The 21848-nt window shown below is 61.5% G+C and carries 18 protein-coding genes; 9 read left to right on the forward strand and 9 right to left on the reverse strand.

Going from position 1 to position 21848, the window contains the following annotated elements; genetic code table 11:
• Positions 1 to 324: 324 nt before the first annotated feature.
• Entirely contained in the window at positions 325 to 1695 is a 1371-nt protein-coding gene (locus AC1DU9_RS07990; protein WP_477809984.1) for an aspartate aminotransferase family protein, read from the reverse strand.
• Between the two features lie 21 nt (positions 1696 to 1716).
• Complete coding sequence (locus tag AC1DU9_RS07995) at positions 1717 to 3207, reverse strand: aldehyde dehydrogenase (protein WP_477809985.1); 1491 nt, start codon at positions 3205 to 3207, stop codon at positions 1717 to 1719.
• A 226-nt stretch (positions 3208 to 3433) separates the two neighbouring features.
• On the opposite strand from AC1DU9_RS07995, the gene AC1DU9_RS08000 reads away from it, so the two are divergent.
• Complete coding sequence (locus tag AC1DU9_RS08000) at positions 3434 to 4363, forward strand: LysR family transcriptional regulator (protein WP_223460961.1); 930 nt, start codon at positions 3434 to 3436, stop codon at positions 4361 to 4363.
• 9 nt (positions 4364 to 4372) lie between these two features.
• On the opposite strand, the gene hrpB is transcribed toward AC1DU9_RS08000, so the two are convergent.
• A complete protein-coding gene (hrpB, locus tag AC1DU9_RS08005) occupies positions 4373 to 6889 on the reverse strand; it encodes an ATP-dependent helicase HrpB (RefSeq protein ID WP_477809986.1) in 2517 nt (838 codons plus the stop codon).
• Positions 6890 to 7250: 361 nt separating this feature from the next.
• Between hrpB and AC1DU9_RS08010 the strand changes: the two genes are divergently transcribed.
• Both AC1DU9_RS08010 and AC1DU9_RS08015 read left to right on the forward strand, forming a co-directional pair.
• On the forward strand, positions 7251 to 7670 hold the full coding sequence (locus tag AC1DU9_RS08010) for a polyribonucleotide nucleotidyltransferase (protein ID WP_477809987.1): 420 nt from the start codon (positions 7251 to 7253) through the stop codon (positions 7668 to 7670).
• 41 nt (positions 7671 to 7711) lie between these two features.
• Positions 7712 to 8608: a cation diffusion facilitator family transporter gene (locus AC1DU9_RS08015; protein WP_223460957.1), complete on the forward strand. Its 897-nt coding sequence runs from the start codon at positions 7712 to 7714 to the stop codon at positions 8606 to 8608.
• Here the strand turns inward: AC1DU9_RS08015 and AC1DU9_RS08020 are convergent.
• The gene (locus AC1DU9_RS08020; protein ID WP_477809988.1) at positions 8602 to 9639 is read right to left on the reverse strand and encodes a DUF6515 family protein; all 1038 of its coding nucleotides are present in this window, start codon (positions 9637 to 9639) and stop codon (positions 8602 to 8604) included. The two genes, AC1DU9_RS08015 and AC1DU9_RS08020, sit on opposite strands and share 7 nt — an antisense overlap.
• 450 nt (positions 9640 to 10089) lie before the next feature.
• On the opposite strand from AC1DU9_RS08020, the gene AC1DU9_RS08025 reads away from it, so the two are divergent.
• On the forward strand, positions 10090 to 10569 hold the full coding sequence (locus AC1DU9_RS08025; protein WP_007937367.1) for an Lrp/AsnC family transcriptional regulator: 480 nt from the start codon (positions 10090 to 10092) through the stop codon (positions 10567 to 10569).
• A 214-nt stretch (positions 10570 to 10783) separates the two neighbouring features.
• Positions 10784 to 10993 (forward strand): DUF2788 domain-containing protein, encoded by a 210-nt coding sequence (locus AC1DU9_RS08030; RefSeq protein WP_003228500.1) that lies wholly within the window; start codon positions 10784 to 10786, stop codon positions 10991 to 10993.
• On the opposite strand, the gene AC1DU9_RS08035 is transcribed toward AC1DU9_RS08030, so the two are convergent.
• The 4 genes from AC1DU9_RS08035 to AC1DU9_RS08050 all read right to left on the reverse strand — a co-directional run bounded on the left by AC1DU9_RS08035 (position 10988) and on the right by AC1DU9_RS08050 (position 17486).
• The gene (locus tag AC1DU9_RS08035) at positions 10988 to 11623 is read right to left on the reverse strand and encodes a pseudouridine synthase (RefSeq protein ID WP_223460952.1); all 636 of its coding nucleotides are present in this window, start codon (positions 11621 to 11623) and stop codon (positions 10988 to 10990) included. The genes AC1DU9_RS08030 and AC1DU9_RS08035 overlap by 6 nt on opposite strands.
• A gap of 71 nt (positions 11624 to 11694) precedes the next feature.
• The gene (gene amn, locus AC1DU9_RS08040) at positions 11695 to 13194 is read right to left on the reverse strand and encodes an AMP nucleosidase (protein WP_223460950.1); all 1500 of its coding nucleotides are present in this window, start codon (positions 13192 to 13194) and stop codon (positions 11695 to 11697) included.
• A gap of 183 nt (positions 13195 to 13377) precedes the next feature.
• Entirely contained in the window at positions 13378 to 15027 is a 1650-nt protein-coding gene (locus AC1DU9_RS08045; protein WP_477809989.1) for an acyl-CoA dehydrogenase family protein, read from the reverse strand.
• A 74-nt stretch (positions 15028 to 15101) separates the two neighbouring features.
• Entirely contained in the window at positions 15102 to 17486 is a 2385-nt protein-coding gene (locus AC1DU9_RS08050) for a hybrid sensor histidine kinase/response regulator (protein WP_223460945.1), read from the reverse strand.
• A gap of 282 nt (positions 17487 to 17768) precedes the next feature.
• Here AC1DU9_RS08050 and AC1DU9_RS08055 point away from each other — a divergent pair, with 282 nt between their 5' ends.
• The 4 genes from AC1DU9_RS08055 (at position 17769) to AC1DU9_RS08070 (ending at position 21299) form a co-directional block, all read left to right on the forward strand.
• Entirely contained in the window at positions 17769 to 18566 is a 798-nt protein-coding gene (locus AC1DU9_RS08055) for a hydroxymethylpyrimidine/phosphomethylpyrimidine kinase (RefSeq protein WP_223460943.1), read from the forward strand.
• 31 nt (positions 18567 to 18597) lie between these two features.
• Positions 18598 to 19221: a thiamine phosphate synthase gene (gene thiE, locus AC1DU9_RS08060; RefSeq protein WP_223460941.1), complete on the forward strand. Its 624-nt coding sequence runs from the start codon at positions 18598 to 18600 to the stop codon at positions 19219 to 19221.
• Positions 19222 to 19236: 15 nt separating this feature from the next.
• On the forward strand, positions 19237 to 20520 hold the full coding sequence (gene hemL / locus AC1DU9_RS08065; RefSeq protein ID WP_223460939.1) for a glutamate-1-semialdehyde 2,1-aminomutase: 1284 nt from the start codon (positions 19237 to 19239) through the stop codon (positions 20518 to 20520).
• A gap of 224 nt (positions 20521 to 20744) precedes the next feature.
• On the forward strand, positions 20745 to 21299 hold the full coding sequence (locus AC1DU9_RS08070) for a tetratricopeptide repeat protein (RefSeq protein ID WP_223460936.1): 555 nt from the start codon (positions 20745 to 20747) through the stop codon (positions 21297 to 21299).
• 123 nt (positions 21300 to 21422) lie between these two features.
• Here the strand turns inward: AC1DU9_RS08070 and AC1DU9_RS08075 are convergent, their stop codons facing one another.
• Entirely contained in the window at positions 21423 to 21752 is a 330-nt protein-coding gene (locus AC1DU9_RS08075) for a DUF1820 family protein (protein WP_003185742.1), read from the reverse strand.
• Positions 21753 to 21848: the final 96 nt, after the last annotated feature.

Genomic DNA, 21848 nt, shown 5'->3' on the forward strand with positions numbered 1-21848 from the left:
TGTGGTCTCTGATGGACCCTTTGGTGTGCAGCATTGGGCTGGCTGGGGAGATCGATGTTGGCCCAAGGGCGGGATTAGGAAAATGAGGAAATATGTGGATGCGAACGATGAAAAAACTCGTTAGCGCGCACTGCTAAAGGGCGCTGTGGGCGGGGATGCCCGAGGTGGGTGCAAGACTTGAGAAGTATGTTGATTCGACAAAAGCAATCGCGAGCAGGCTCGCTCCTACAGGGGTCTATGTCGCCCTCATTACCGATGATCGACACAAATCCAATGTAGGAGCGAGCCTGCTCGCGATAAGGTCCGCAGGACCTTCCAGCAAGATCAGAGCCGGCCGTATTCCTGCGCCGTTCGATCCACCGCTTTCAAGGTCTTGCCGATCAGTTCATCAATCTCTTCACGGCTGGCAATCAAGGCCGGCGCCATGATCATCCGGCCCAGTGTGGAGCGAATGATCACGCCCTCCTCAAAACCAATCGTACGGCAGCGCCAGGCGATGTCGTTCTCGTTGGCGAAACGCTTGCGGCTGTTTTTGTCTTCGGCCAGTTGCAGCGCCGCGACCATGCCGGTGCCCTGGATATCGCCCACCAGCGGGTGCTTGCCGAACACTTCGCGCAGGCACTGTTGCAGGTACGGACCAATGTCATCCTTGACCCGCGTCACCACGCCTTCATCACGTAGCGCCTTGAGGTTGGCAATCGCCACCGCCGCCGCCACCGGATGCCCGGAATAGGTCAGGCCGTGGGCAAACACGCCGCCCTGTTCCACCAGCACCGAGGCCATTTTTTTCGACAGGATCAAGCCGCCCATGGGAATGTAGCCCGAGGTCAGCCCCTTGGCGATGGACAGGGTGTCCGGCTCGAAACCGAAGTACTCGTGGGCGAACCATTCGCCGGTACGACCGAAGCCGCCGATCACTTCATCGGCGCACAGCAGCACGTCGTACTTGCGGCAGATGCGCTGGATTTCCGGCCAGTAGCTTTCGGGTGGGAAGATCATGCCGCCGGCACCCTGGAACGGTTCGGCGATGAAACCCGCGACCTTGTCCGCGCCCAGTTCGAGAATTTTCGTTTCCAGTTGCTGTGCCGCGCGCAGACCGAATTCGGCCGGCGTCAGGTTGCCTTCGTGGGCGAAGAAATACGGCTCGTCGATGTGCTCGATGTCCGGAATCATGCCGCCCATTTCGTGCATGAACTTCATGCCGCCCAGCGCCGTCGCGGCCAGGGTCGAACCGTGGTATCCGTTCCAGCGGCCGATCATGATTTTCTTCTCGGGCTTGCCGAGCACCTGCCAATAGCGACGCACCGTGCGGATCAACACCTCGTTGGCTTCGGAGCCGGAGTTGGTGTAGATCGCGTGGCTGTAGTGACCCGGCAGCAGGCTGAACAGCAGCTCGGACAGCTCGATCACCTGCGGGTGGGTGGTGTGGAAAAACATGTTGTAGTACGGCAGCTGTTCCAGCTGCCGGCTCGCCGCGGCGGCCAGGTCCTTGCGCCCATAACCGAGGTTGGTGCACCACAGCCCGGACATGCCGTCGAGGTAACGCCGGCCATCGTTGTCCCACAGGTGCAGGCGCTCGCCACGGACCATCACCCGTGGCCCCTCGTCGTTGAGGGCTTTCTGATCGACGAACGCATGAATGTGGTGCGCAGCGTCGGCGGCCTGGTAGTCGCGGGTGTCACGTGGTGTGGTCATCGCCAGTTCTCCGTTTTGTTATCAGCGCAATTGAAACCAGGTGGTCTTCAACTGGGTGTATTTATCGAATGAATGCAGGGACAGGTCGCGGCCGAAACCCGACTGCTTGCCACCGCCAAAAGGCACGGTCACGTCCAGTGCGTCGACGCTATTGACCGACACCGTTCCGGCCCGCAATTGTCGCGCCACACGGTGGGCGCGATTGAGGTCGTCGGTCCACAGCGAGGCCGCCAAGCCGTAGACGCTGTCGTTGGCCAAGTGCAAGGCGTGGGCCTCATCGTCGAATGGCGTAATCGCCAGCACCGGGCCAAACACTTCATCGCGAAACAGCGGCATATCCGGGGTCACACCGGTGAAAATCGTCGGCTGGATGAAGTTGTCCGAGCCGTTGAAAATCGACTGCCGACCGCCACAGATCCTGGTCGCGCCTTGCTGTTCGGCCTGCTGGATAAACTTCATGATGCGCGCGGTCTGACGGCTGTCGACGATGGCTCCGGCGGCGCTCGACGGGTCCAGCGGATCCCCCGGCAACCAGCGCTCGGCCTGGGCCTTCAGGCGTTCGACGAACTCGTCATGAATCGAGCGTTGCACCAGCAATCGCGAGTTGGCCGAGCAGACTTCGCCCTGATTGAAGAAGATGCCGAATGCGGCTTTCTCGGCCGCCAGATCCAGGTCCTGGCAATCGGCGAACACCAGGTTGGCGCTCTTGCCGCCGCACTCCAGCCACACCTGCTTGAGGTTCGACTGGGCCGAGTACTGCATGAAATATTTGCCGACTTCGGTGGAGCCGGTGAACACCAGGCAATCGACGTCCGGGTGCAGACCCAGAGCCTTGCCGGTCTGCTCGCCGAGGCCCGGCAGCACGTTGAGTACACCTGGAGGAAGACCCGCCTCCAGCGCCAGCTCAGCCAGACGCAGGGCGGAAAACGGCGACTGCTCGGCCGGTTTGAGGATCACCGAGTTGCCGGCGGCCAGGGCCGGCGCGAGTTTCCACGCCGCCATGTCCAGGGGGAAATTCCACGGCACCACGGCCGCCACCACGCCGAGGGTTTCGCGGGTGATGGTCGCCAGCACGTTCTGCGCGCTCGGCGCGACCTGATCGTAGAGTTTGTCGAGGCTTTCGGCGTACCAGCGCAACACCCCAGCGGCACCCGGCACGTCGATGTTGTAGGCATCGGCGACTGGTTTACCCATGTTCAGTGAATCGAGCAGTGCCAGCTCTTCACGGTTTTCGAGGATCAAGTCGGCCAGGCGCAACAGCACTTGCTTGCGTTCGGTCGGTGAGCGCGCCGCCCAGGTGCCCGCCTCGAAGACCTGCCGCGCATTACGCACCGCCGCATTCACGTCTTCTTCGCCGCAAGCGGCAACGTTGGCCAGGCATTGCCCGGTAGCGGGGTTGATCGCGGCGAAAGTCTGCCCCGACTGCGCCGCACGGCGCTGGCCGTTGATCACAGCCTGGTCGGGAAACCGCAGGGAAGCGGCCTTGCGTTGCCAATACTCAAGCTCGAACACGTTCAGATGCTCCAGAGGACATTCTTGTGTATTGGATAGTCGCTCAGGCCCAAGCAGTGGAAAACCAGTAAAAATGTGTTCGCAGGCCAAGAAAAAACTACGTAGCCAATCTCCCTTCTGGTGCAGCATGTGGTTATTGTTCAACCACAACAAATCGCTGCCCGAGCGGATAGGGGTGGCGCGCAAATTGCCCGGATGCCTGATCCGTTCTCCCCCGAGGTTTGCTGTGGCTGCCTACAATCTGCGTCAACTGAAATATTTCATCACCACTGTTGAATGCGGCAGCGTCGCCGAGGCCTCGCGCAAGCTGTACATCGCCCAGCCTTCGATCTCCACGGCCATCAAAGGGCTGGAAGACAGCTTCGGTGTGCAACTGCTGATCCGCCATCACGCCCAGGGCGTGTCGTTGACCCCCAGCGGTGCGCGCTTCTATCGCAAGGCCCAGGAACTGTTGCGCATGGCCAGGGAGTTCGAACAAAACGCCCTGGCCGATAACGACGTGGTCTCCGGGCAGATTGATATTGGCTGCTTCGAAACCGTCGCGCCGCTGTACCTGCCGCAATTGATCGCCGGGTTTTCGGCGTTGTACCCGGGGGTGGAAATCCGCATCCGCGACGGCGAGCAGCAAGAGCTGGTGCAGGGCCTGACTTCTGGTGCCTTCGATCTGGCGATCCTTTACGAGCACGATCTGGACGGCACCATCGAAACCGAACCGCTGATGCCGGCGCAACGACCTTACGCATTACTACCGGCGGATCACCGCTTTGCCCAACAGGCACAAGTGTCGCTGCGGGATCTGTGCCTGGAGCCGATGATTCTTCTGGACGTGCAGCCGAGCCGGACCTACTTCGTCAGTCTGTTCGATGAGCTCGGACTGACCCCACGCATCGCCTTCAGCTCGCCATCCATCGAGATGGTGCGCGGCATGGTTGGCCAGGGCTTTGGTTTTTCGATTCTGGTGACCAAGCCGCACTCGGAGTGCACCTACGACGGGCAGAAAGTGGTGTGCGTGGACATCGCCGAAGACGTCACCGGTTCGGGGCTGGTGGCGGCATGGCTCAAGCGTGGGCAACTGACCAAGCCGGCGCAGTTGTTCGCGGACTATTGCCGCGAACAACTCACGGCGAAATCCGAAAGATCAACCCAGACCTCATAGGAGCTGCGATTACTTGCGCGGTTTGATCCGCGCAGTCGCCTCCGCCACCAGCGGATCATCCGGCCAGTAATGCTTCGGATAACGCCCCTTCAGATCCTTCTTCACCTCGGCGTAGGTGCTGCGCCAGAAATTGGCCAGGTCCTGGGTCACCTGCACCGGCCGCCGCGCCGGTGACAGCAGATGCAGCTTGACCACCTGCCGGCCCCCGGCGATGCGCGGGGTTTCCGCCAGGCCGAACAACTCCTGCAAACGCACCGCCAGAATCGGCGGCTGTTCGCTGTAGTCCAGACGAATCGACGAGCCCGACGGCACACTCAAATGATGCGGCGCCAGTTCGTCAAGCCGTTGCGGCAGCGGCCACGGCAGCAGGTTGTGGACGATGCTCGACAGGTCCAGATTGGCGAAGTGGCTGAGTCGCGAAACCTTGCCCAGATACGGCATCAGCCAGTGCTCCAGACTCTTGAGCAACGCCGCGTCGCTGACGTCCGGCCATTCGCTCTCGCCTTTGCCGGCGAGGTCCAGTTGCCGCAACAACGCGACGCGCGCCTGCCATTGACGCAGCTCCGGGGTCCACGGCAACAGCTCCAGGCCTTTGCGCCGCACCAGGTTCACCAGCGCCTGGCTGCGGGCGGCTTCGTCGAGGCCTGTCAGTGGCTCGCGGCTGAGGATCAGCTCGCCAACCTTGCGCTGACGCTCTGCCCGCAGCACCCCTTCACGTTCATCCCAATCCAGTTGATCGACGCAGCGCACCTGCTCGGCCAGCACGGAGTCGAACAGCGCCGGATCGAAGTCCGTCGCCAGATAAATCCGCTCTTCACGCTGGCCCTGGCGACTGCCAAGGTCGGCGATTACCAGCCACGGTTGCTTCATCAGGCTGTCGGCCTCGGCGAACAGTGCGGCGCGTCCGTTGGCCAAGCGATATTCCGCACCACCGGCGCGCCGTTGTTGGGCGACGCGGTCGGGATAGGCCAGCGCCAGCAACGCGCCGAGCCAGCGTGGATGATCCGGATCGCTGACCGGCTCCGAGGCTTTGCCGCGCAGGTAACCACGATACTGCCGCGCCAGTTGCCGGGCGCGTTGCACCCCGCCCTGAGCACCCCGTGCGGCGCGTTCTTCGCCAGACAGCAATACCAGTCGGCTGTGCAAGTCCGCCCCTGCGCCGCGCAAGATATCGCGTTCACCGAGCAGCGCGGCGACGTCACAGGCCATTTCCGCCAGACCCAGCGCCTGGCCGCGCAACAGTAAATGCGCGATGCGCGGATGCGCCGGCAGTTCGGCCATGGCCTGACCGTGACGGGTCAGCGCTTCACCCTCCAGCGCCCCCAGGCGTTCGAGCAGATCCTGGGCCTGTGCATAAGCGGCGGCCGGCGGCACGTCGAGCCACACCAACTGCCCGGGCGTCACGCCCCAACGTCCCAGTTGCAAGGCCAACCCGGCGAGATCCGCCGAAAGGATTTCCGCACTGCCATRGGCCGCCAGTTGCTCGTGTTGGTCCTGGGACCACAAGCGATAACACACGCCCGGTTCCAGTCGCCCGGCCCGGCCCGCGCGCTGGGTGGCGCTGGCCTTGGAAATGCGCTGGGTGTCGAGACGGGTCATGCCGCTGCCGGGGTCGAAACGCGGTACCCGCGCCAACCCGGCATCGATCACCACGCGCACGCCGTTGATGGTCAAACTGGTTTCGGCGATATTGGTGGCCAGCACCACTTTGCGCTTGCCCGCCGGTGCCGGATCAATCGCTGCACGTTGCGCGGCCAGGTCCAGTTCACCGTGCAACGGGCACAACAGAACCTGTGGATTATCGCCCAACGCATCCGCCAGTTGCTGATGCACACGCCGGATTTCCGCCTGCCCCGGCAGGAACACCAGCACGCTGCCGGTCTCGTCGTTCAAGGCTTCAAGGATGGTCTGCACCAGACGTGGCTCGATGAATTCACCGGCCTGGAACGGCCGGCCCCAGCGCATCGCCACCGGGTACATGCGCCCTTCGCTGCGCAGGATCGGTGCGTCGTCGAGCAACCCGGCCAAGCGTTCGCCTTCGAGCGTGGCGGACATCAAGAGGATTTTCAGCGGCTGATCGTCCCGGAACAGCTCCCTGCCATTAAGGCTCAGGGCCAAGGCCAGATCAGCGTCGAGGCTGCGTTCGTGAAATTCATCGAAGATCAGCAGGCCCACGCCTTCCAGCGCCGGGTCGTCCTGCAAACGCCGGGTGAGAATGCCTTCGGTGACCACTTCGATGCGGGTGTTGGGGCCGACCTTGCTGTCGAGACGAATGCGATAACCCACGGTCTCGCCGACCTTCTCCCCCAGCTCACTGGCCAGCCGTTCCGCCGCTGCGCGTGCAGCCAACCGACGGGGTTCGAGCATCAGGATAGTCTGCCCGGCCAGCCACGGCTCGTTGAGCAAGGCCAAAGGCACACGGGTGGTCTTACCGGCACCGGGCGGCGCTTCGAGCACGGCTTCGTGGCGTGTAGCGAGGGCTTCACGCAGGGCGGGTAAAACTTCATCGATCGGCAAAGAAATCATGCTGGCTCCCCAGGGCGTGCCCACAGTAAATTGCGAGTCGCGTTGAAGCTGTGGGCGTGCCAGGCAAGGCGCGGGACGCAGGTAAGGGTCGTTTCCTTACCAAGTTCCGCAACGCAGCATGGCGCGTCCACAGCTTCAGCCCGGAGGGCCGAACCCCGATTACAAGTGTCAGCCGTTACGCGTTGTTGAACTGAAAAAAACAACGTCCATCCTCAACTATCTCTGTAGGGGTGAGACGCGGCCGCAATTTACTGTGGGCACGCCCTGCCAGCGCGAGTATAACGGCGAACTGCGTGGCGTTAATCACGGTCCTAATTCATACCGACGACGTTTCGTTTCGAGATTACCCAGGAGATTTCATATGCGTGCTCCCTTTCGCCTGATTGGCGGTGTTCTGGTCGCAACCTTGCTGACTCAAGTGACCGCCTGCGGATCGATCTTCTACCCCGATCGCCGTGGCCAGATCGAAGGCAAGATCGACCCGGCCATCGCCGCGCTCGACGCCGTTGGCCTGCTGTTCTACATCATCCCCGGCCTGATCGCGTTTGCCGTGGACTTCGCCACCGGCGCGATTTACTTCGAACCGGGCAAGACCGCCCAGGTCGACCCGAAAAAACTCAAGGACGCCATCGGCCCCGACGGCAAAGTCGATAACCGCAAGTTACAGACTATTCTGGAAAGCGAACTGGGCCGCAGCTTCCCGCTGGACGATCCACGCCTGATCCAGAGCAAAGGCAGCACTCAGCAACTGGCGATGTTCGGCCTGCAACCCGCCGCATAATCCCTGCGCGCAAAAGGACTCTTCAAGTAACGATGGCCACTATGACCTCCAGCTCCGAACACGCCCGCCTGCTGCGGCTGGCGACCCGTGCCTCGGTGGCGGTGGCGTGCACCCTGATCGTCGCCAAAGCCATTGCCTGGTGGCTGAGCGGCTCGGTGAGCATGCTCGCCGGGCTCACCGACTCGGCACTCGACGGCGTCACCTCATTGCTCAACCTGCTGGCGGTGCATTACGCCCTGCGTCCGGCCGACGACGATCATCGCTACGGCCACGGCAAGGCCGAGTCGTTGTCGGGCATGGCCCAGGCGTTGTTCATTGGCGGCAGTGCGGTACTGATTGCAATGCAGGCCTTTGATCGGCTGAAACATCCCGAACCGGTCGGCGCGCCGTGGATCAGCATCGGTGTGATTGTGTTCTCGCTCGCCCTGACCCTGGCCTTGCTGATGTTGCAACATCGGGTGGTCAAGGCTACCGGCTCCAACGCGGTGCGTGCCGACTCGCTGCATTACCGTTCGGACATGTTGCTCAACGGCAGCATTCTGCTGGCGCTGGTACTGGCCGGGTTTGGCTGGGATCAGGTCGACGCCTGGTTTGGCCTGGGCATCGCCGCTTATATCTTTTGGAGCGCAGTGCGGATCGCCCGGGAGAGTTTTGCGGTGTTGATGGATGAAGAACTGCCGCCGGATGTCAGCCAGCACATGCTGGAATTGGCGTGCAGCGTACCCGGTGTGTTGGGTGCCCATGACTTGCGTACGCGGATCTCCGGCAACCAGTGGTTTGTGCAGTTGCATCTGGAGTTGCCGGGGGAACTGACGCTGTCAGTCGCCCACGGCATCAGCGATCAGGCTGCCGCGGCCATTCACAACGCCTACCCACGCGCCGAAGTGCTGGTGCACGCCGACCCGCGGGAAGTGGTGAAAGCCGCCCGGGCTCAGTAATTCACCTGATAACCGCGACTGCTCAGGCAGTTGCCCTGGGCCTGTCGGTAGGCTTGCACCACCGACGGGTCTGGCTGGTAGGTAGCGGTTCGTGGATCGAAACCACTCTGCTGCACCGCGTATTGATAACACTCGTAGCCATCCCGACCGACCTGCTCCGTCGACTGACCGTTGGCCGGATACGCCTCCACGTCATAACCATTGCTGCCGGCCGGTGGTTCGCCAACCTGCGGCTCGACCACGACGTAGTCCTGAGTGCTTTCCTCATAGGCGTAATACGAACCGGCCGCAAGGAACAGCAGTGCCCCGCCGATGAACACTTGCTGGGCGTAATCGGGCAGGTATCTGACGCGAATCCCGCGCGGTGGCTTCACCACTTCATAGCGCGGGCCGAGCGGGCGATACCAGTAACCGCCGGAATAGTAGTAATCCATGCCACGGTAAGGCACGCGCAAGTGGCGTTCGGGGAAGCGGTCGATCATCTGGCCGGGGCGATACCTTGGGCCTGGCCCCCAGCCGTTACCGTATCCACTCGAGCGCCCCTGCATGTGATTGTCATAGGACGGTGCGACTGTGTAGCCATTCCAGCGCTGGTTGTAGTTATTGCGACGCGGCTGGTCCTGGTAGTAACCACGCTGCGGCTGCTGGGTCTGGCGCACGGTGTCGGGACGGGGCTGGATCGGCATGTCAGTGGCCGGCAACTGCGGCGGTGGTGGTGGCGAGCGAACCCGGCTGTTGAAATCCGGCACTGGACGGTTCTGCCACTGGCCGTTGTTCTGATGCTGATTCTGGCCGTTGTGCTCGTCGTGGCGGTTGTCGTTGTTCTGCGCACGGGGCTCGTTCTGCGGCGGGCTGATTTGCGGGCGCGGCTGGTTGTTGCCACCATGGCCCTGATTGTCACCCTGATGCCCGCCCTGGCCGTGTTGCCCGCCATCACGGTCATGGTTTTGTGGCTCATCGGCCATCGTTTGCGCGGTGACACTGACACACAGCAAACCAACGCCGGCCAAACGCCAGATGCGCGACTTCATGCTTTTCCTCATTGCGTGCTAGGGCCTGTACATAAGACTGGGAAAGCAGTGGCCGGTTCTGCTACAGGTTATCTGTCACGCAACTTATTTATTGAGGGCCGCGCTTTAATTCACGGCAGCAAATTCCACGCAAGAAAAAGGGGAGACCCGTCGGCCTCCCCTTAGAGAACTTCGTCCTGGCTCGACGCTTGTGGCGCCGGCTCACCTCACGCCGTCTTCTGGACAGTGTGTAGCTCGGGGGCCGGCACATCCCCGGTGGGGGTGGCGACCGCGGCGGGCCTGATTGGGCGAGCCGCACTGGACTGTTTGTCCGAGCAGTGATTCTGGTGATAAGAATAGGCCGGGAGCGCCGGCAGAGGATTGCGAAGATTGCTGAATTAAACATCACTTGCGCAATTTTTAACCACGGATACATAATCCTCCGCAATAGTTACGACAAAGGACCGTTTGATGAGCAAGCTCGACCGTTACGACCTGAGTATTTTGGCGGAATTGCAGCGCGACGCACGCATCTCCAACCAGGAGCTGGCCGAACGCATCGGCCTGTCGCCTTCGCCATGCTCGCGGCGGGTCAAGCAACTGGAAGACGACGGCTACATTTCCCGCCAGGTTGCCCTGCTCGACCGTAAAATGCTCGGCCTGAGCCTGACGGCCTACGTACTGATCGGCATGGACCGTCACACGCCGGAGCGTTTCGAAAACTTCGAAGCGGCCATCCGCACCCTGCCCCAAGTGCTCGAATGCAGCCTGGTGACCGGAATGGATGCCGACTATCAACTCAAGGTCGTGGTGCCGGACATGGATCACTACCAGAAACTGCTGCTGGGACATCTGACGCGGATTGAAGGGGTGACCAGCGTGCGTTCGAGTTTTGTGTTGAACCAGGTGTTGAACAGCACCGAACTACCTTTGACTCATCTGCGTAGCTGAGGGACCCATCGCGGGCAAGCCACGCTCCCACAGGTTTTGTGTTGACCGCACTATCGCGATCCATACAAAACCTGTGGGAGCGAGCTTGCTCGCGATAGGGCCGGCACAGGCGACGAATGACTGCGACACACCGACGCAGGTCAATACAGCGCGAACCCGCGCAGGCGTATACTGCCCCGCGCCCTTTTAGCCACGCCCGCGCTGGAGATGTTCGATGGATCCTGCCGTTTTCGAAGAGTGGATGATGACCGGTCTGGTCAGCATCCTGATCATTTTCATGGGTTTCATCGTCTGGGATCTGGCGAAGAAGTCCAAGGCCGGGCGCTTCGGCTCGTTCATTCTGTTTTTCGTGTTGGGCCTGGGCGTAGCGGCGTTCATCATCAAGAGCGTGGTGATCGGCCTGATCGAATCCGGCGCCTTATAAGCGCGCCGGTACTTCTTTCCACTGGCCCTGATCGAGCCCTTCGATCGTCCAGTCACCGATTCTGACCCGTACCAGGCGCAACGTCGGCAAACCCACCGCAGCGGTCATGCGCCGCACCTGGCGGTTGCGCCCTTCGCGAATCACCAACTCCAGCCAACTGGTCGGCACGCTTTTACGAAAGCGCACCGGCGGATTGCGCGGCCACAACTCGGGTTCGTCCAGTTGCCGCGCCTCGGCGGGCAAGGTCATGCCGTCATTCAACTCGACGCCGTCACGCAAGCGCTGCAACTGTTCGGCGCTCGGTTCACCCTCGACCTGTACCCAATAGGTCTTGGCCAGCTTATGTTTCGGGTCGGCGATCCGCGCCTGAAGCTGACCGTCGTTGGTCAGCAGCAACAAGCCTTCGCTGTCGCGATCCAGCCGTCCCGCCGGATAGATGCCCGGTACTTCGATGTAATCCTTGAGGGTCGCGCGCCCTTCGCCGTCGCTGAATTGCGTCAGCACATCGAAGGGTTTGTTGAACAGGATCAGTTTCGGCTCGGTCGGCGGTGCCTTGGCGACACGGCGCGGGGCTGAAGCAGAGGGTTTCACGCCAGGGCGGCGGGAAACGGGGCGTTGAGGACGGGACATGGCAAAGAGAGCATCTAACGGTCAGGGCTCACTATGCTAGTGGCCTGACCGTCAAATGACCATGATAACGATCAGCGGAACGGCGGCTCGTCAAAGCTGCGCAGTTTGCGCGAGTGCAGCGAGTTGAGCTCTGTGCGCAACAGATCTACAGCCTCGATACCAATCTTCAAGTGCTGGCTGACCGCGCGCTCATAGAAGGCGTTGGCCGAGCCCGGCAGCTTGATTTCGCTGTGCAGCGGTTTGTCCGAGACACACAGCAACGTGCCGTACGGCACCCGCAAACGATAACCCTGGGCAGCGATGGTGCCGCTTTCCATGTCCACCGCCACGGCACGGGACAGGTTGATCAGCGGCCGTTCCTGGGCCCAGCGCAGTTCCCAGTTACGGTCGTCGTAGGTCAGCACGGTGCCGGTACGCAGGCGCTTCTTCAGTTCGTCGCCCTTCTCGCCGGTGATGTTCGCCGCCGCCTGCTGAAGCGCGAGCTGCACTTCGGCCAATGCCGGAATCGGAATGTTCGGCGGCACCACCCGGTCGAGAATCCCGTCGCGCCGCATGTAGGCGTGGGCCAGCACGTAATCGCCAATGGTCTGCGACTGACGCAGGCCGCCGCAGTGGCCGATCATCAGCCAGCAATGCGGGCGCAGCACGGCCAGGTGGTCGGTGATGTTCTTGGCGTTGGACGGGCCGACACCGATGTTGACCAGGGTCACACCGTGGCCGTCACTGGCGATCAGGTGATAGGCCGGCATCTGGTAGCGGTGCCAGACCACACCGGCAGCAATTGCCGCGGCTTCGTCGTGGTCCATGCTTTTTTCGATGATCACGTTGCCCGGCAGGACCATGCGCACAAAACGCGGGTCTGTGCGCAGTTGCTCCAGGCCATGAACGATGAATTGGTCGACGTAGCGGTGATAGTTGGTCAGCAGAATCCACGGCTGCACATGCCGCCAGTCGCTGCCGGTGTAATGCACCAGCCGGCGCAGGGAAAAATCCACCCGGGCGGCATCGAACAGGGCCAGTGGCAGCGGATCGGTGTTTTCCCAATCGTACAAACCGTCTGCAATGCCGTCGGTCGCCGCCGACAGGTCAGTGCTCGGGAACACCCGCGCCAGCACGGCGGCAGTGACGCCGGAGCCAGCCAGTTCATCGCCCTGCTCGACCACATACGGATACGGGATGTTCTGCTGGCTGACACCGACCTCCACTGTCACGGTGAAGTCGTGCATCAGCGGAACGAGCTGTTCCAGCAGGTATTTACGGAAAGCCGACGGATGAGTGACGGTGACGCTGTAAGTGCCCGGCAACTGAACCTTGGCGTAAGCGCGAGTGGTCTGCGGGACTTCGCCCTGGCATAGGTAGGTCAAGCGCAATTCGGGATAGCGGAACATCGAGCGCTGTTCGGCATCGGGCTCGACGCGGTCCTTGAGGTAGCGCTTGAGCGCCTGGCTCAGCGCGGTGGTTGCACGATTGTGCAAGAGTGCAAGCCGGTCCACGGCTTGCTCGGCGGTTTGAACGACAATAAAAGCTTCGGTCACGATCAGCATCCTGTGTTCTGACTTGCAGACCTTCATCTTGCCTGCATCGTCGCTTCACGGGAACAGTGGCGTGTTGGCAATGCATCATTGCGGTATACACAGAACAACTGTAGGAGCGACGGTGCGGCGATCCGACCTGCTCGCGATAGCGGTGTATCAGCCAACACAAATGTTGAATGTTACTCCGTCATCGCGAGCAGGCTCGCTCCTACAGGTTCTCTACAGTGCTTGCGGGGTCGAGCGAGCGACAATGGCTTCCACGTCCAGGCCGCGTGGCAATGCGCCGTACACTCGGCCACCACCATCCAGACGGCTGGCAATAAACGCATCACTGACCACCGCATTCCCGGCTTCCAGCAACAGCTTGGTCTGCAAGCCCAGCGCGATGTCCTCGGTCAACTGCCGGGCACGGTACTGAATGTCGCTGGTGTCCTTGAAGGCCGCCTGCAATTGATTGATATGCGCAGCCAGGCGCTTGTCGCCATGGCCATCGCCCAACTCGCTGAACAACGCATCGAGCACGCCCGGCTCTTTCGACAGGGCACGCAGCACGTCCAGGCACTGCACGTTGCCGGAACCTTCCCAGGTCGAATTCACTGGCGCTTCGCGGTAGAGGCGCGGCAGGATGCTGTCTTCGACATAACCGGCACCGCCCATGCATTCAGCGGCTTCGTTGATCATCCCGGGGGCACGCTTGCAGATCCAGTACTTGCCCACCGCCGTCACCAGCCGGGCGAATTTCGCTTCCTGCGAATCATCCAGATGATCCAGCGCCCGCCCCATGCGCAGACTCAAGGCCAGGGCGGCTTCGCTTTCCAGAGCCAGATCCGCCAGCACGTTCTGCATCAACGGCTGTTCGCTGAGCAGTTTGCCGCCAACCGAACGGTGAGCGCAGTGATGACTGGCCTGGGTCAGCGCCTGGCGCATCAGAGAACTGGAGCCGACCATGCAATCGAAGCGGGTCATGGCGACCATTTCGATGATCGTTGGAACACCCCGGCCCTCTTCACCGACCATCCACGCCAGTGCGCCACGGAACTCCACTTCGCTGGAAGCGTTGGAGCAGTTGCCGAGCTTGTTCTTCAGGCGCTGGATGTAGAACTGATTGCGCGTGTCGTCCGGACGATGGCGCGGCAACAGGAAACAGGTCAGGCCCTTGTCGGTCTGCGCCAGGGTCAGGAAGGCGTCGCACATCGGCGCCGAACAAAACCACTTGTGCCCCACCAGCTCATAGGCCTGGCCCGGACCGCTGGCACCGACCGGATACGCCTTGGTCGTATTGGCCCGCACATCGGTGCCGCCCTGTTTCTCGGTCATGGCCATGCCGATGGTGACCCCGGCCTTGTGGGCCATGCCGACGTTGCGCGGGTCGTATTCGGTAGCGAGGATTTTCGGCAGCCACTTTTCCGCCAGGTCCGGTTGCAGGCGCATGGCTGGAACGCTGGCGAAAGTCATGGTCAGCGGGCAGCCGCTGCCGGCTTCGGCCTGGCTGTGCAGATACGACATGCTAGCGCGGGCAACATGGGCGCCGTCCTGCGGGTGCGCCCAGGGCAGCGAGGTGAGGCCGTGCTCGACCGCCGTGCGCATCAATTGGTGATAGGCCGGATGAAATTCCACCAGGTCGATGCGATGACCAAACCGGTCATGGCTGTTGAACACCGGCTTGTTCTGATTGGCCAGGAACCCGGCTTCCATCAACGGGCCACCGGCCAGCGCGCCGTAGGCGTCGATCCGCGATTCGGCCCAACCGGCCCCGAACCGCCGCGACCATTCCTGCAACGGCAAGTCGATGCGGTACAGGTTGGCGCCGTCCAGTGACGGTGGCTGGTTGGTGACTTCGTGGGTTTCGGCGAACTGATGCAGGTTCATGACAGGGTTCCTTTGGTCGGCCAAGGGACTTCAGTTAAGCACCGCCCCTCGGCCGATCAAAGTGTCATATCCGCCTAACTGTCGGCGCTTTCACCCTGTTGCGAGCAGAGCACACGGCGGTAGAGGGCGGCCTGCAAGTCTTCGAATTTCACCGGTTTGTTCAAGTGATCAATCACCGCGCCGGTCGGGCAGCGCTCACGGTCGCCGCCCAGGGCCATCATGAACAGCGGCAGTTCGGCATAACCGGGTAACGCGCGGATCTGGCAGCACACCGGCTCACCGCCCTGCAGCGGCAACTGACAATCGACCAGTACCGCGTCAAACACTTCGCGCTGCAAGAGATCGAGTGCAACATCGGCTCCGTCGGCCGTACGTACGCGAAAGCCCAGCTTGAGCAACATGCCGCGCATCACCAACTGGCTGATGCTGTTGTCATCCACCAACAGCACGGCACAATCCTGAGGCAAGCGCAGGCGCGGAAAATCCCGGGGCATCAACGGCATCACCGGACGTTCGGCCACCGGCAGCCCGACTTCCACATCCAGCTGAAACCGGCTGCCGCGTCCTGGCTCGGTGCGATGCGTCAGGCGTCCACCCAGCAATTCGACCAACTGTCGGCAAATCGCCAGGCCAACACCCAGGCCACCGTACTCACGGGTCATCGAGCCATCGAGCTGGAAGAACCGTTGATACATCGTGGCCTCCCCCAAATCAGTGAAGCCAATGCCCGTATCGATCACCGCAAAGGTCAACGCCAGCCGGTCGGGCTCAATGGCCTTGCCGGTCACCCGCAGGGCCAGGCCGCCGATCCTGGTGAACTTGATGGCATTATCCAGCAGACATTCCAGGCACTGCGCAATCTTGACGTTGTCGCCGTGCAAACGATCCGGCACACCTGGCGCGACATCGACCTTGAAGTCCAGCGACTTGCTTGATGCGTTGCCCTCGAACTGCATGCGCAATGCCTCGACCATGCCGCGCAAGCTGAAGGTGTCGGCCGAGGCCTTGAGTTTGCCGGCCTGCAGTTCGGTGAGGGTGAGGATGCCGTTGACCATGCGCATCATGTCCCGCGCCGATCCCGCAGCCGTCAGCTGATACTGCTCGAGCTCCGGGTCCATTTCGACCGTCTGCATCAGCTCCAGCGAACCGATCACGCCGTTCATCGGCGTGCGCAGTTCGTGGGTCAGGGTGGCAAGGAACTCGTCCTTGAGCTTGTTACTGCAAGCCAGTTGCTGGTTGAGCACTTCAAGCTTCTGGCTGGCGTCGAACAGGGTTTGTGCCTGCTGCTCGCGCATGTCGTTGATGCGGTCGGCCAGTGCCAGGGACAGCAACGCCACTTCGATGGCCGAGCCGATCTGGCTGGAATACATGGTCAGGAACACGTTCGGCAGGTAGCCCAGCACCATTAGCGTATTGACGATGCCGCCGAGCAAAAACGCCGACCAGGCAATAATGAAATACCGCGCCACCCGCAGGCCCCGCAGCCAGGCAAAGATCCCGGCGGCAAAAATCACCACGGTGAACGTCAGCGCCAGCGCCGTGGCCAGCCGCAGGGCCAGGGCGTAACTGCTCATCAACGACAGTCCGACCACCAGCGCACCGAACGCAACCAGCGCCTGCAACAAGCGGTCAAGCCAGCGACTGTGGGTAGCCATTTGCAGGAAACTGCGGGCGAACTGACTGCCGAACAAACCCGCACAGCCGATGAAAAACGGCGTCGCGGCGTTGGCCCACCAAGGGTTGTCCGGCCAGAAATACTGCACAGCCGCACCGTTTACCGACAGCTGATACAAGCCGAACGAGGCGATATAGAAGATGTAGTAGAGGTAACTGGTGTCGCGCACGCTGAGGTAGATGAACAGGTTGTAGACCAGCATCCCCAGCAGCACGCCGTAGATCAGCCCCAATACGTAGAGGCGCACAGGCTGATCTTCGAGGTAGGCGGTGCTCGACCACAAGGTTACCGGTGCCTGGATCGAACCTTCGCTTTGCAATCGCAAGAATACGGTTTCGGCCTGGTCAGGTTTGAACGTCAGGTCGAACAAATAGTTGTTCTGACGAATCTCGCGGCTGGCGAACGGCAAGGCATCGCCGGTCTGCCTGACCAACTGATAGTTGCCGGCCGCATCGGGCAAATAGAGATCGAGATGATCGAGGGGCGGATAGGCCAATTCCAGCAGCCAGGTCCGTTGCGCCGCCGGATTGGCCGGACGGAAATGCAGGTCGATTTTCAGCCAGAATACCGAACGCGAGTACCCGGCGTTGAGCGTGTCTTTTTGGTGCGATTTGAAGTTGCCGGCCGCCGCTTGCGCACGGATATCCGCGATGGTCGCCTGACCACCTGCGTCCTCGTAGACCTGCAGGGTTCGGCCCAAGGGGAGGCTTTGAGTGAACTCATCGAACTCGACGGCGTTTGCCAGGAGGGGCAAACACAACAGCAACATCAGCAAATAGTGCATTGAAGCCCCAGCGTGGCCTGTCCGGTTCTGTCAGGAAGCCCCCCATTCCTTTTGAGCAGACGTAAAACCGGTATTACCTGTTATTGGTTTGGATCCACTCTAGCATAGCCGTTGATAGCCATTAAGCACCATTGAAATTTTTCCTACAAAGGCTCTAGGACGGGCGTTTCAGCAACATCACCAGAACACATTCAGAGGCAGGCAAATCACTGTGGCGAGGGAACAGCCGGACTGGATGTCGCTACACCCGAAAAACGTTGTTTGGTGGTAAGCTCGCGCACCATGAATATCTACAGCTCTCGCCCCGTTGTCCTCTGTCTCTCCGGCCACGACCCAAGTGGTGGCGCCGGCTTGCAGGCAGATATCGAAGCCCTGCTAGCTCAGGGTTGCCATGCGGCTCCGGCCGTCACCGCCCTGACCGTGCAAGACACCGTCAATGTCACTGACTTCCGCGTCCTCGACCGTGAGTGGGTACTGGCCCAGGCCAATGCCGTGCTCAACGACTCCGAAGTCGCGGCGGTCAAACTGGGCATGCTCGGTTCCCTGGAAATGGTCGACACCGTGGTCGAACTGCTTTCGGCGCATCCGCACTTGCCGGTGGTCTGCGACCCGGTGCTGCGCGCCGGCGGCGGCGGACGCCTGGGCAAGGACGAAGTCGGCTATGCCATGCGCGAACGCCTGCTGCCCTTGTCGATCATTGCGACCCCCAACCTTCCCGAAGCCCGGATCCTCGCCGAACTGCCTGAAGGCACTGCGGACGAGTGCGCTGAAAAACTGCTGCCGTTCGTCAAACACCTGCTGATCACCGGCGGCCATGGCGACGAAACCGAAATCCACAATCGCCTGTACAGCCGCGACGGCCAGCGCGAAACCTTTACCTGCCAGCGCTTGCCGGGCAGCTATCACGGTTCCGGCTGCACCCTGGCCAGTGCGCTGGCCGGTCGTCTGGCCCAGGGCGAAAACCTCGCCAGTGCCGTACAGACCGCGCTTAACTACACTTGGCGCACCCTGCGTGATGCCGAGCAGTTGGGCAAAGGCCAGTTTGTGCCGCGCCGTTTGCCACTGGATTTCTGTTCGTAACTTCTATTTGTAATGCGGTGAGGCTTGCCCGATGAAACTACGTGGCCTGTACGCCATTACCGACAGCCATTTGCTGGACGGTAAGTTGCTCAAGTACGTGGAGGCGGCGCTGGAAGGCGGCGTCACCTTGCTGCAATACCGCGACAAGAGCAGTGACGACGCCCGCCGCCTGCGTGAGGCCGAAGCCTTGCGCGAGTTGTGCGAACGTTACAAGACGCAGTTGATCATCAACGATGACGCCGAGTTGGCGGCACGCCTGAACGTGGGCGTACACCTGGGCCAGACCGATGGCCCACTGACTCCGGCCCGTGCACTGCTCGGGCGTCAGGCGATCATCGGTTCAACCTGCCACGCGCAGCTCGAACTGGCCGAACAGGCTGCCAAAGAAGGTGCCAGCTACGTCGCCTTCGGCCGCTTCTTCAATTCGAACACCAAGCCCGGCGCGCCGACCTGCAGCCTCGACCTGCTCGACCAGGCCCGCAAGCAGTTGCACTTGCCGATCTGCGCGATCGGCGGCATCACCCTGGATAACGCTGCCCCGCTGGTGGCCCATGGCGTCGATCTGCTGGCGGTGGTGCATGGCCTGTTTGGCGCCGAGAGCACGGTCGAAGTGACCCGCCGCGCCCGCGCCTTCAACGAACTACTGAAAATCTGATTTGAGAGCCCGACCATGTCTCGTTCCGAAACGCTGTTTGCCAATGCCCAAAAACACATTCCCGGTGGCGTGAACTCGCCGGTTCGCGCGTTCAAGAGCGTCGGTGGCACGCCGTTGTTCTTCAAGCACGCCGAAGGCGCCTACGTCACCGACGAAGACAACAAGCGCTATGTGGATTACGTCGGTTCCTGGGGCCCGATGATCCTCGGCCACAGCCACCCGGACGTGCTGGACGCGGTGCGCAAACAGCTTGAGCACGGCTTGTCCTACGGCGCCCCGACCGAGATGGAAACGCAGATGGCCGACCTGGTCTGCTCGCTCGTGCCGTCGATGGAAATGGTGCGCATGGTCAGCTCCGGCACCGAAGCGACCATGAGCGCTATCCGCCTGGCCCGTGGCTTCACCGGCCGCGACAGCATCATCAAGTTCGAAGGCTGCTACCACGGTCACTCCGACAGCCTGCTGGTCAAGGCCGGTTCCGGTGCACTGACCCAAGGCGTACCGAGCTCGGCCGGTGTACCGGCAGCATTTGCCAAACACACCCTGACCCTGCCGTTCAACGACATCGATGCCGTTGAGAGCATGCTGACCGAAGTCGGCCAGGACGTAGCCTGCATCATCGTCGAGCCAGTGGCCGGCAACATGAACTGCGTACCGCCTGCTCCGGGCTTCCTCGAAGGCCTGCGGACTCTGTGCGACAAGCACGGCGTGGTGCTGATTTTCGACGAAGTGATGACCGGTTTCCGTGTCGCCCTCGGCGGTGCCCAGGCGTACTACGGCGTGACACCGGACCTGACCACCTTCGGCAAGATCATCGGTGGCGGCATGCCGGTCGGCTGCTTCGGCGGCAAGCGCGAAATCATGCAGCGCATCGCTCCGCTGGGCCCGGTCTACCAGGCCGGCACGCTGTCCGGTAACCCTCTGGCGATGGCCGCCGGCCTGACCACCCTGCGCCTGATCAGCCGCCCGGGTTTCCATGCCGAGCTGACCGACTACACCACTCGCCTGCTCGACGGTCTGCAACAGCGCGCCGATGCGGCCGGCATTCCGTTCGTGACCACCCAGGCCGGCGGCATGTTCGGCCTGTATTTCAGCGGCGCCGATGACATCGTCACCTTCGATGACGTCATGGCCAGCGACGCTGCCCTGTTCGGTCGCTTCTTCCATCTGATGCTGGAAGGTGGCGTCTACCTGGCACCGAGTGCATTCGAAGCCGGCTTCACCTCGATCGCCCACGGCGAAGCTGAATTGAAGCTGACCCTGGACGCCGCCGAACGCGCCTTCGCTGCCTTGAAGTAAGCCCCTGAAGCTGACGTTGGCCATTGCCAGCGTCAGCTTTCACCTACACGCCCGCCTGTATTCCTGCGCGTTCAGCAAAAATCCCCCGCAAAACGGGTGATATATTTCCCGCGCAGCAGAAAAACGAGTAAAGACTTTGTAAGGTTGCCCCTGCTTATTTCATAATGCGCGCTTATTGGATCCCTCGATGGGTCCGCGCGCCCTTCAGAGGTAAGTCGATTCCCATGAACCGCACCGGCCGCACCCTTGCACTGGGCTGCCTGTTGCTTCTTCAGCCCCTGCTCGCGCACGCACAAGCAGGCGGCAACTCGTTGTTAATCCCAGCGATGGGTCGCTGCACCCTCAATACCCAGCCACAAGACCTGGAACAGGCGCTCGCCGCCTGCCAGAAAGCGTCGGATGAAGGGGATGCACAAGCGCAATACGAGTTGGGTGAGTTCTACTACGAAGGCAAAAACGCGCCGCGCGACCTCAATCAAGCCCTGAGCTATTTCGAAAAAGCCTCGCTGCAGGGCCACGCCCAGGCGCAATTCAAGCTCGGCACCATGTTCTTCCGCGGCGAAGGCGTGCCGGCCAATAACGTTCAGGCGTACATCCTGCTGAAGATGGCGGCGGTCAACGGTGCCGAAGATGCACTGGACACCGCCGACGAAGTCACCGAAAAAATGCCCCGCGAAGAACTCGAAGTCGCCACCCAGGTGCTCGGGCAAATTTTCCGTAAATATTTGATGGAGTTGCAGAGCGCTGACGGGCGTACGCCTTTCGCGCCTCTACCCTGATTCCTGTGTTGATCTGACTGGCCCCATCGCGAGCAAGCTCGCTCCCACAGTTGATCTCCAGCGTTTGGAAGATCCAATGTGGGAGCGAGCTTGCTCGCGATGGGGGCAACTCGATCTTGAGATTTACTTCTCAGGCATTGGCATCGGAAACGGCATGACATTGCCGACCGCGCCACGGGCTTCGCTGATTTTCGGTGTCCCCAGACGCTCGACTTCATCGATACGCACGATCGAATGCATCGGCACAAAGCTGCGCACCACGCCTTCGAACTGAGCCTTGAGCTTTTCTTCGCTCGGATCGACGACCACTTGCGTACGCTCGCCAAAGACGAACTCTTCCACTTCCAGAAAGCCCCACAGATCACTTTGATAGATCTGCTTGGCGTACATTTCGAACACCTGGCCCTGATTGAGGAAAATCACCTTGTAGATTGGAGCTTCACGTTTGGTCATGGTGGGCGGGTAACACATCGGGGTAAAAATGAGGGCGCAAACTATAGCACGTCCGCCGGACGCGCAACGGTAGGAACCACGGGACATGTTCCCTAT

Source organism: Pseudomonas sp. P4_C1 (assembly GCF_056402155.1).

Bases quoted from the DNA above. Each gene is read 5' to 3' on its own strand.
- AC1DU9_RS07990 (WP_477809984.1), bottom strand. From the start codon at position 1,695: ATGACCACACCACGTGACACCCGCGACTACCAGGCCGCCGACGCTGCG.
- AC1DU9_RS08010 (WP_477809987.1), top strand. From the start codon at position 7,251: ATGCGTGCTCCCTTTCGCCTGATTGGCGGTGTTCTGGTCGCAACCTTG.
- AC1DU9_RS08015 (WP_223460957.1), top strand. From the start codon at position 7,712: ATGACCTCCAGCTCCGAACACGCCCGCCTGCTGCGGCTGGCGACCCGT.
- AC1DU9_RS08020 (WP_477809988.1), bottom strand. From the start codon at position 9,639: ATGAAGTCGCGCATCTGGCGTTTGGCCGGCGTTGGTTTGCTGTGTGTC.
- AC1DU9_RS08025 (WP_007937367.1), top strand. From the start codon at position 10,090: ATGAGCAAGCTCGACCGTTACGACCTGAGTATTTTGGCGGAATTGCAG.
- AC1DU9_RS08030 (WP_003228500.1), top strand. From the start codon at position 10,784: ATGGATCCTGCCGTTTTCGAAGAGTGGATGATGACCGGTCTGGTCAGC.
- AC1DU9_RS08035 (WP_223460952.1), bottom strand. From the start codon at position 11,623: ATGTCCCGTCCTCAACGCCCCGTTTCCCGCCGCCCTGGCGTGAAACCC.
- amn (WP_223460950.1), bottom strand. From the start codon at position 13,194: ATGAAGGTCTGCAAGTCAGAACACAGGATGCTGATCGTGACCGAAGCT.
- AC1DU9_RS08045 (WP_477809989.1), bottom strand. From the start codon at position 15,027: ATGAACCTGCATCAGTTCGCCGAAACCCACGAAGTCACCAACCAGCCA.
- AC1DU9_RS08050 (WP_223460945.1), bottom strand. From the start codon at position 17,486: ATGCACTATTTGCTGATGTTGCTGTTGTGTTTGCCCCTCCTGGCAAAC.
- AC1DU9_RS08055 (WP_223460943.1), top strand. From the start codon at position 17,769: ATGAATATCTACAGCTCTCGCCCCGTTGTCCTCTGTCTCTCCGGCCAC.
- thiE (WP_223460941.1), top strand. From the start codon at position 18,598: ATGAAACTACGTGGCCTGTACGCCATTACCGACAGCCATTTGCTGGAC.
- hemL (WP_223460939.1), top strand. From the start codon at position 19,237: ATGTCTCGTTCCGAAACGCTGTTTGCCAATGCCCAAAAACACATTCCC.
- AC1DU9_RS08070 (WP_223460936.1), top strand. From the start codon at position 20,745: ATGAACCGCACCGGCCGCACCCTTGCACTGGGCTGCCTGTTGCTTCTT.
- AC1DU9_RS08075 (WP_003185742.1), bottom strand. From the start codon at position 21,752: ATGACCAAACGTGAAGCTCCAATCTACAAGGTGATTTTCCTCAATCAG.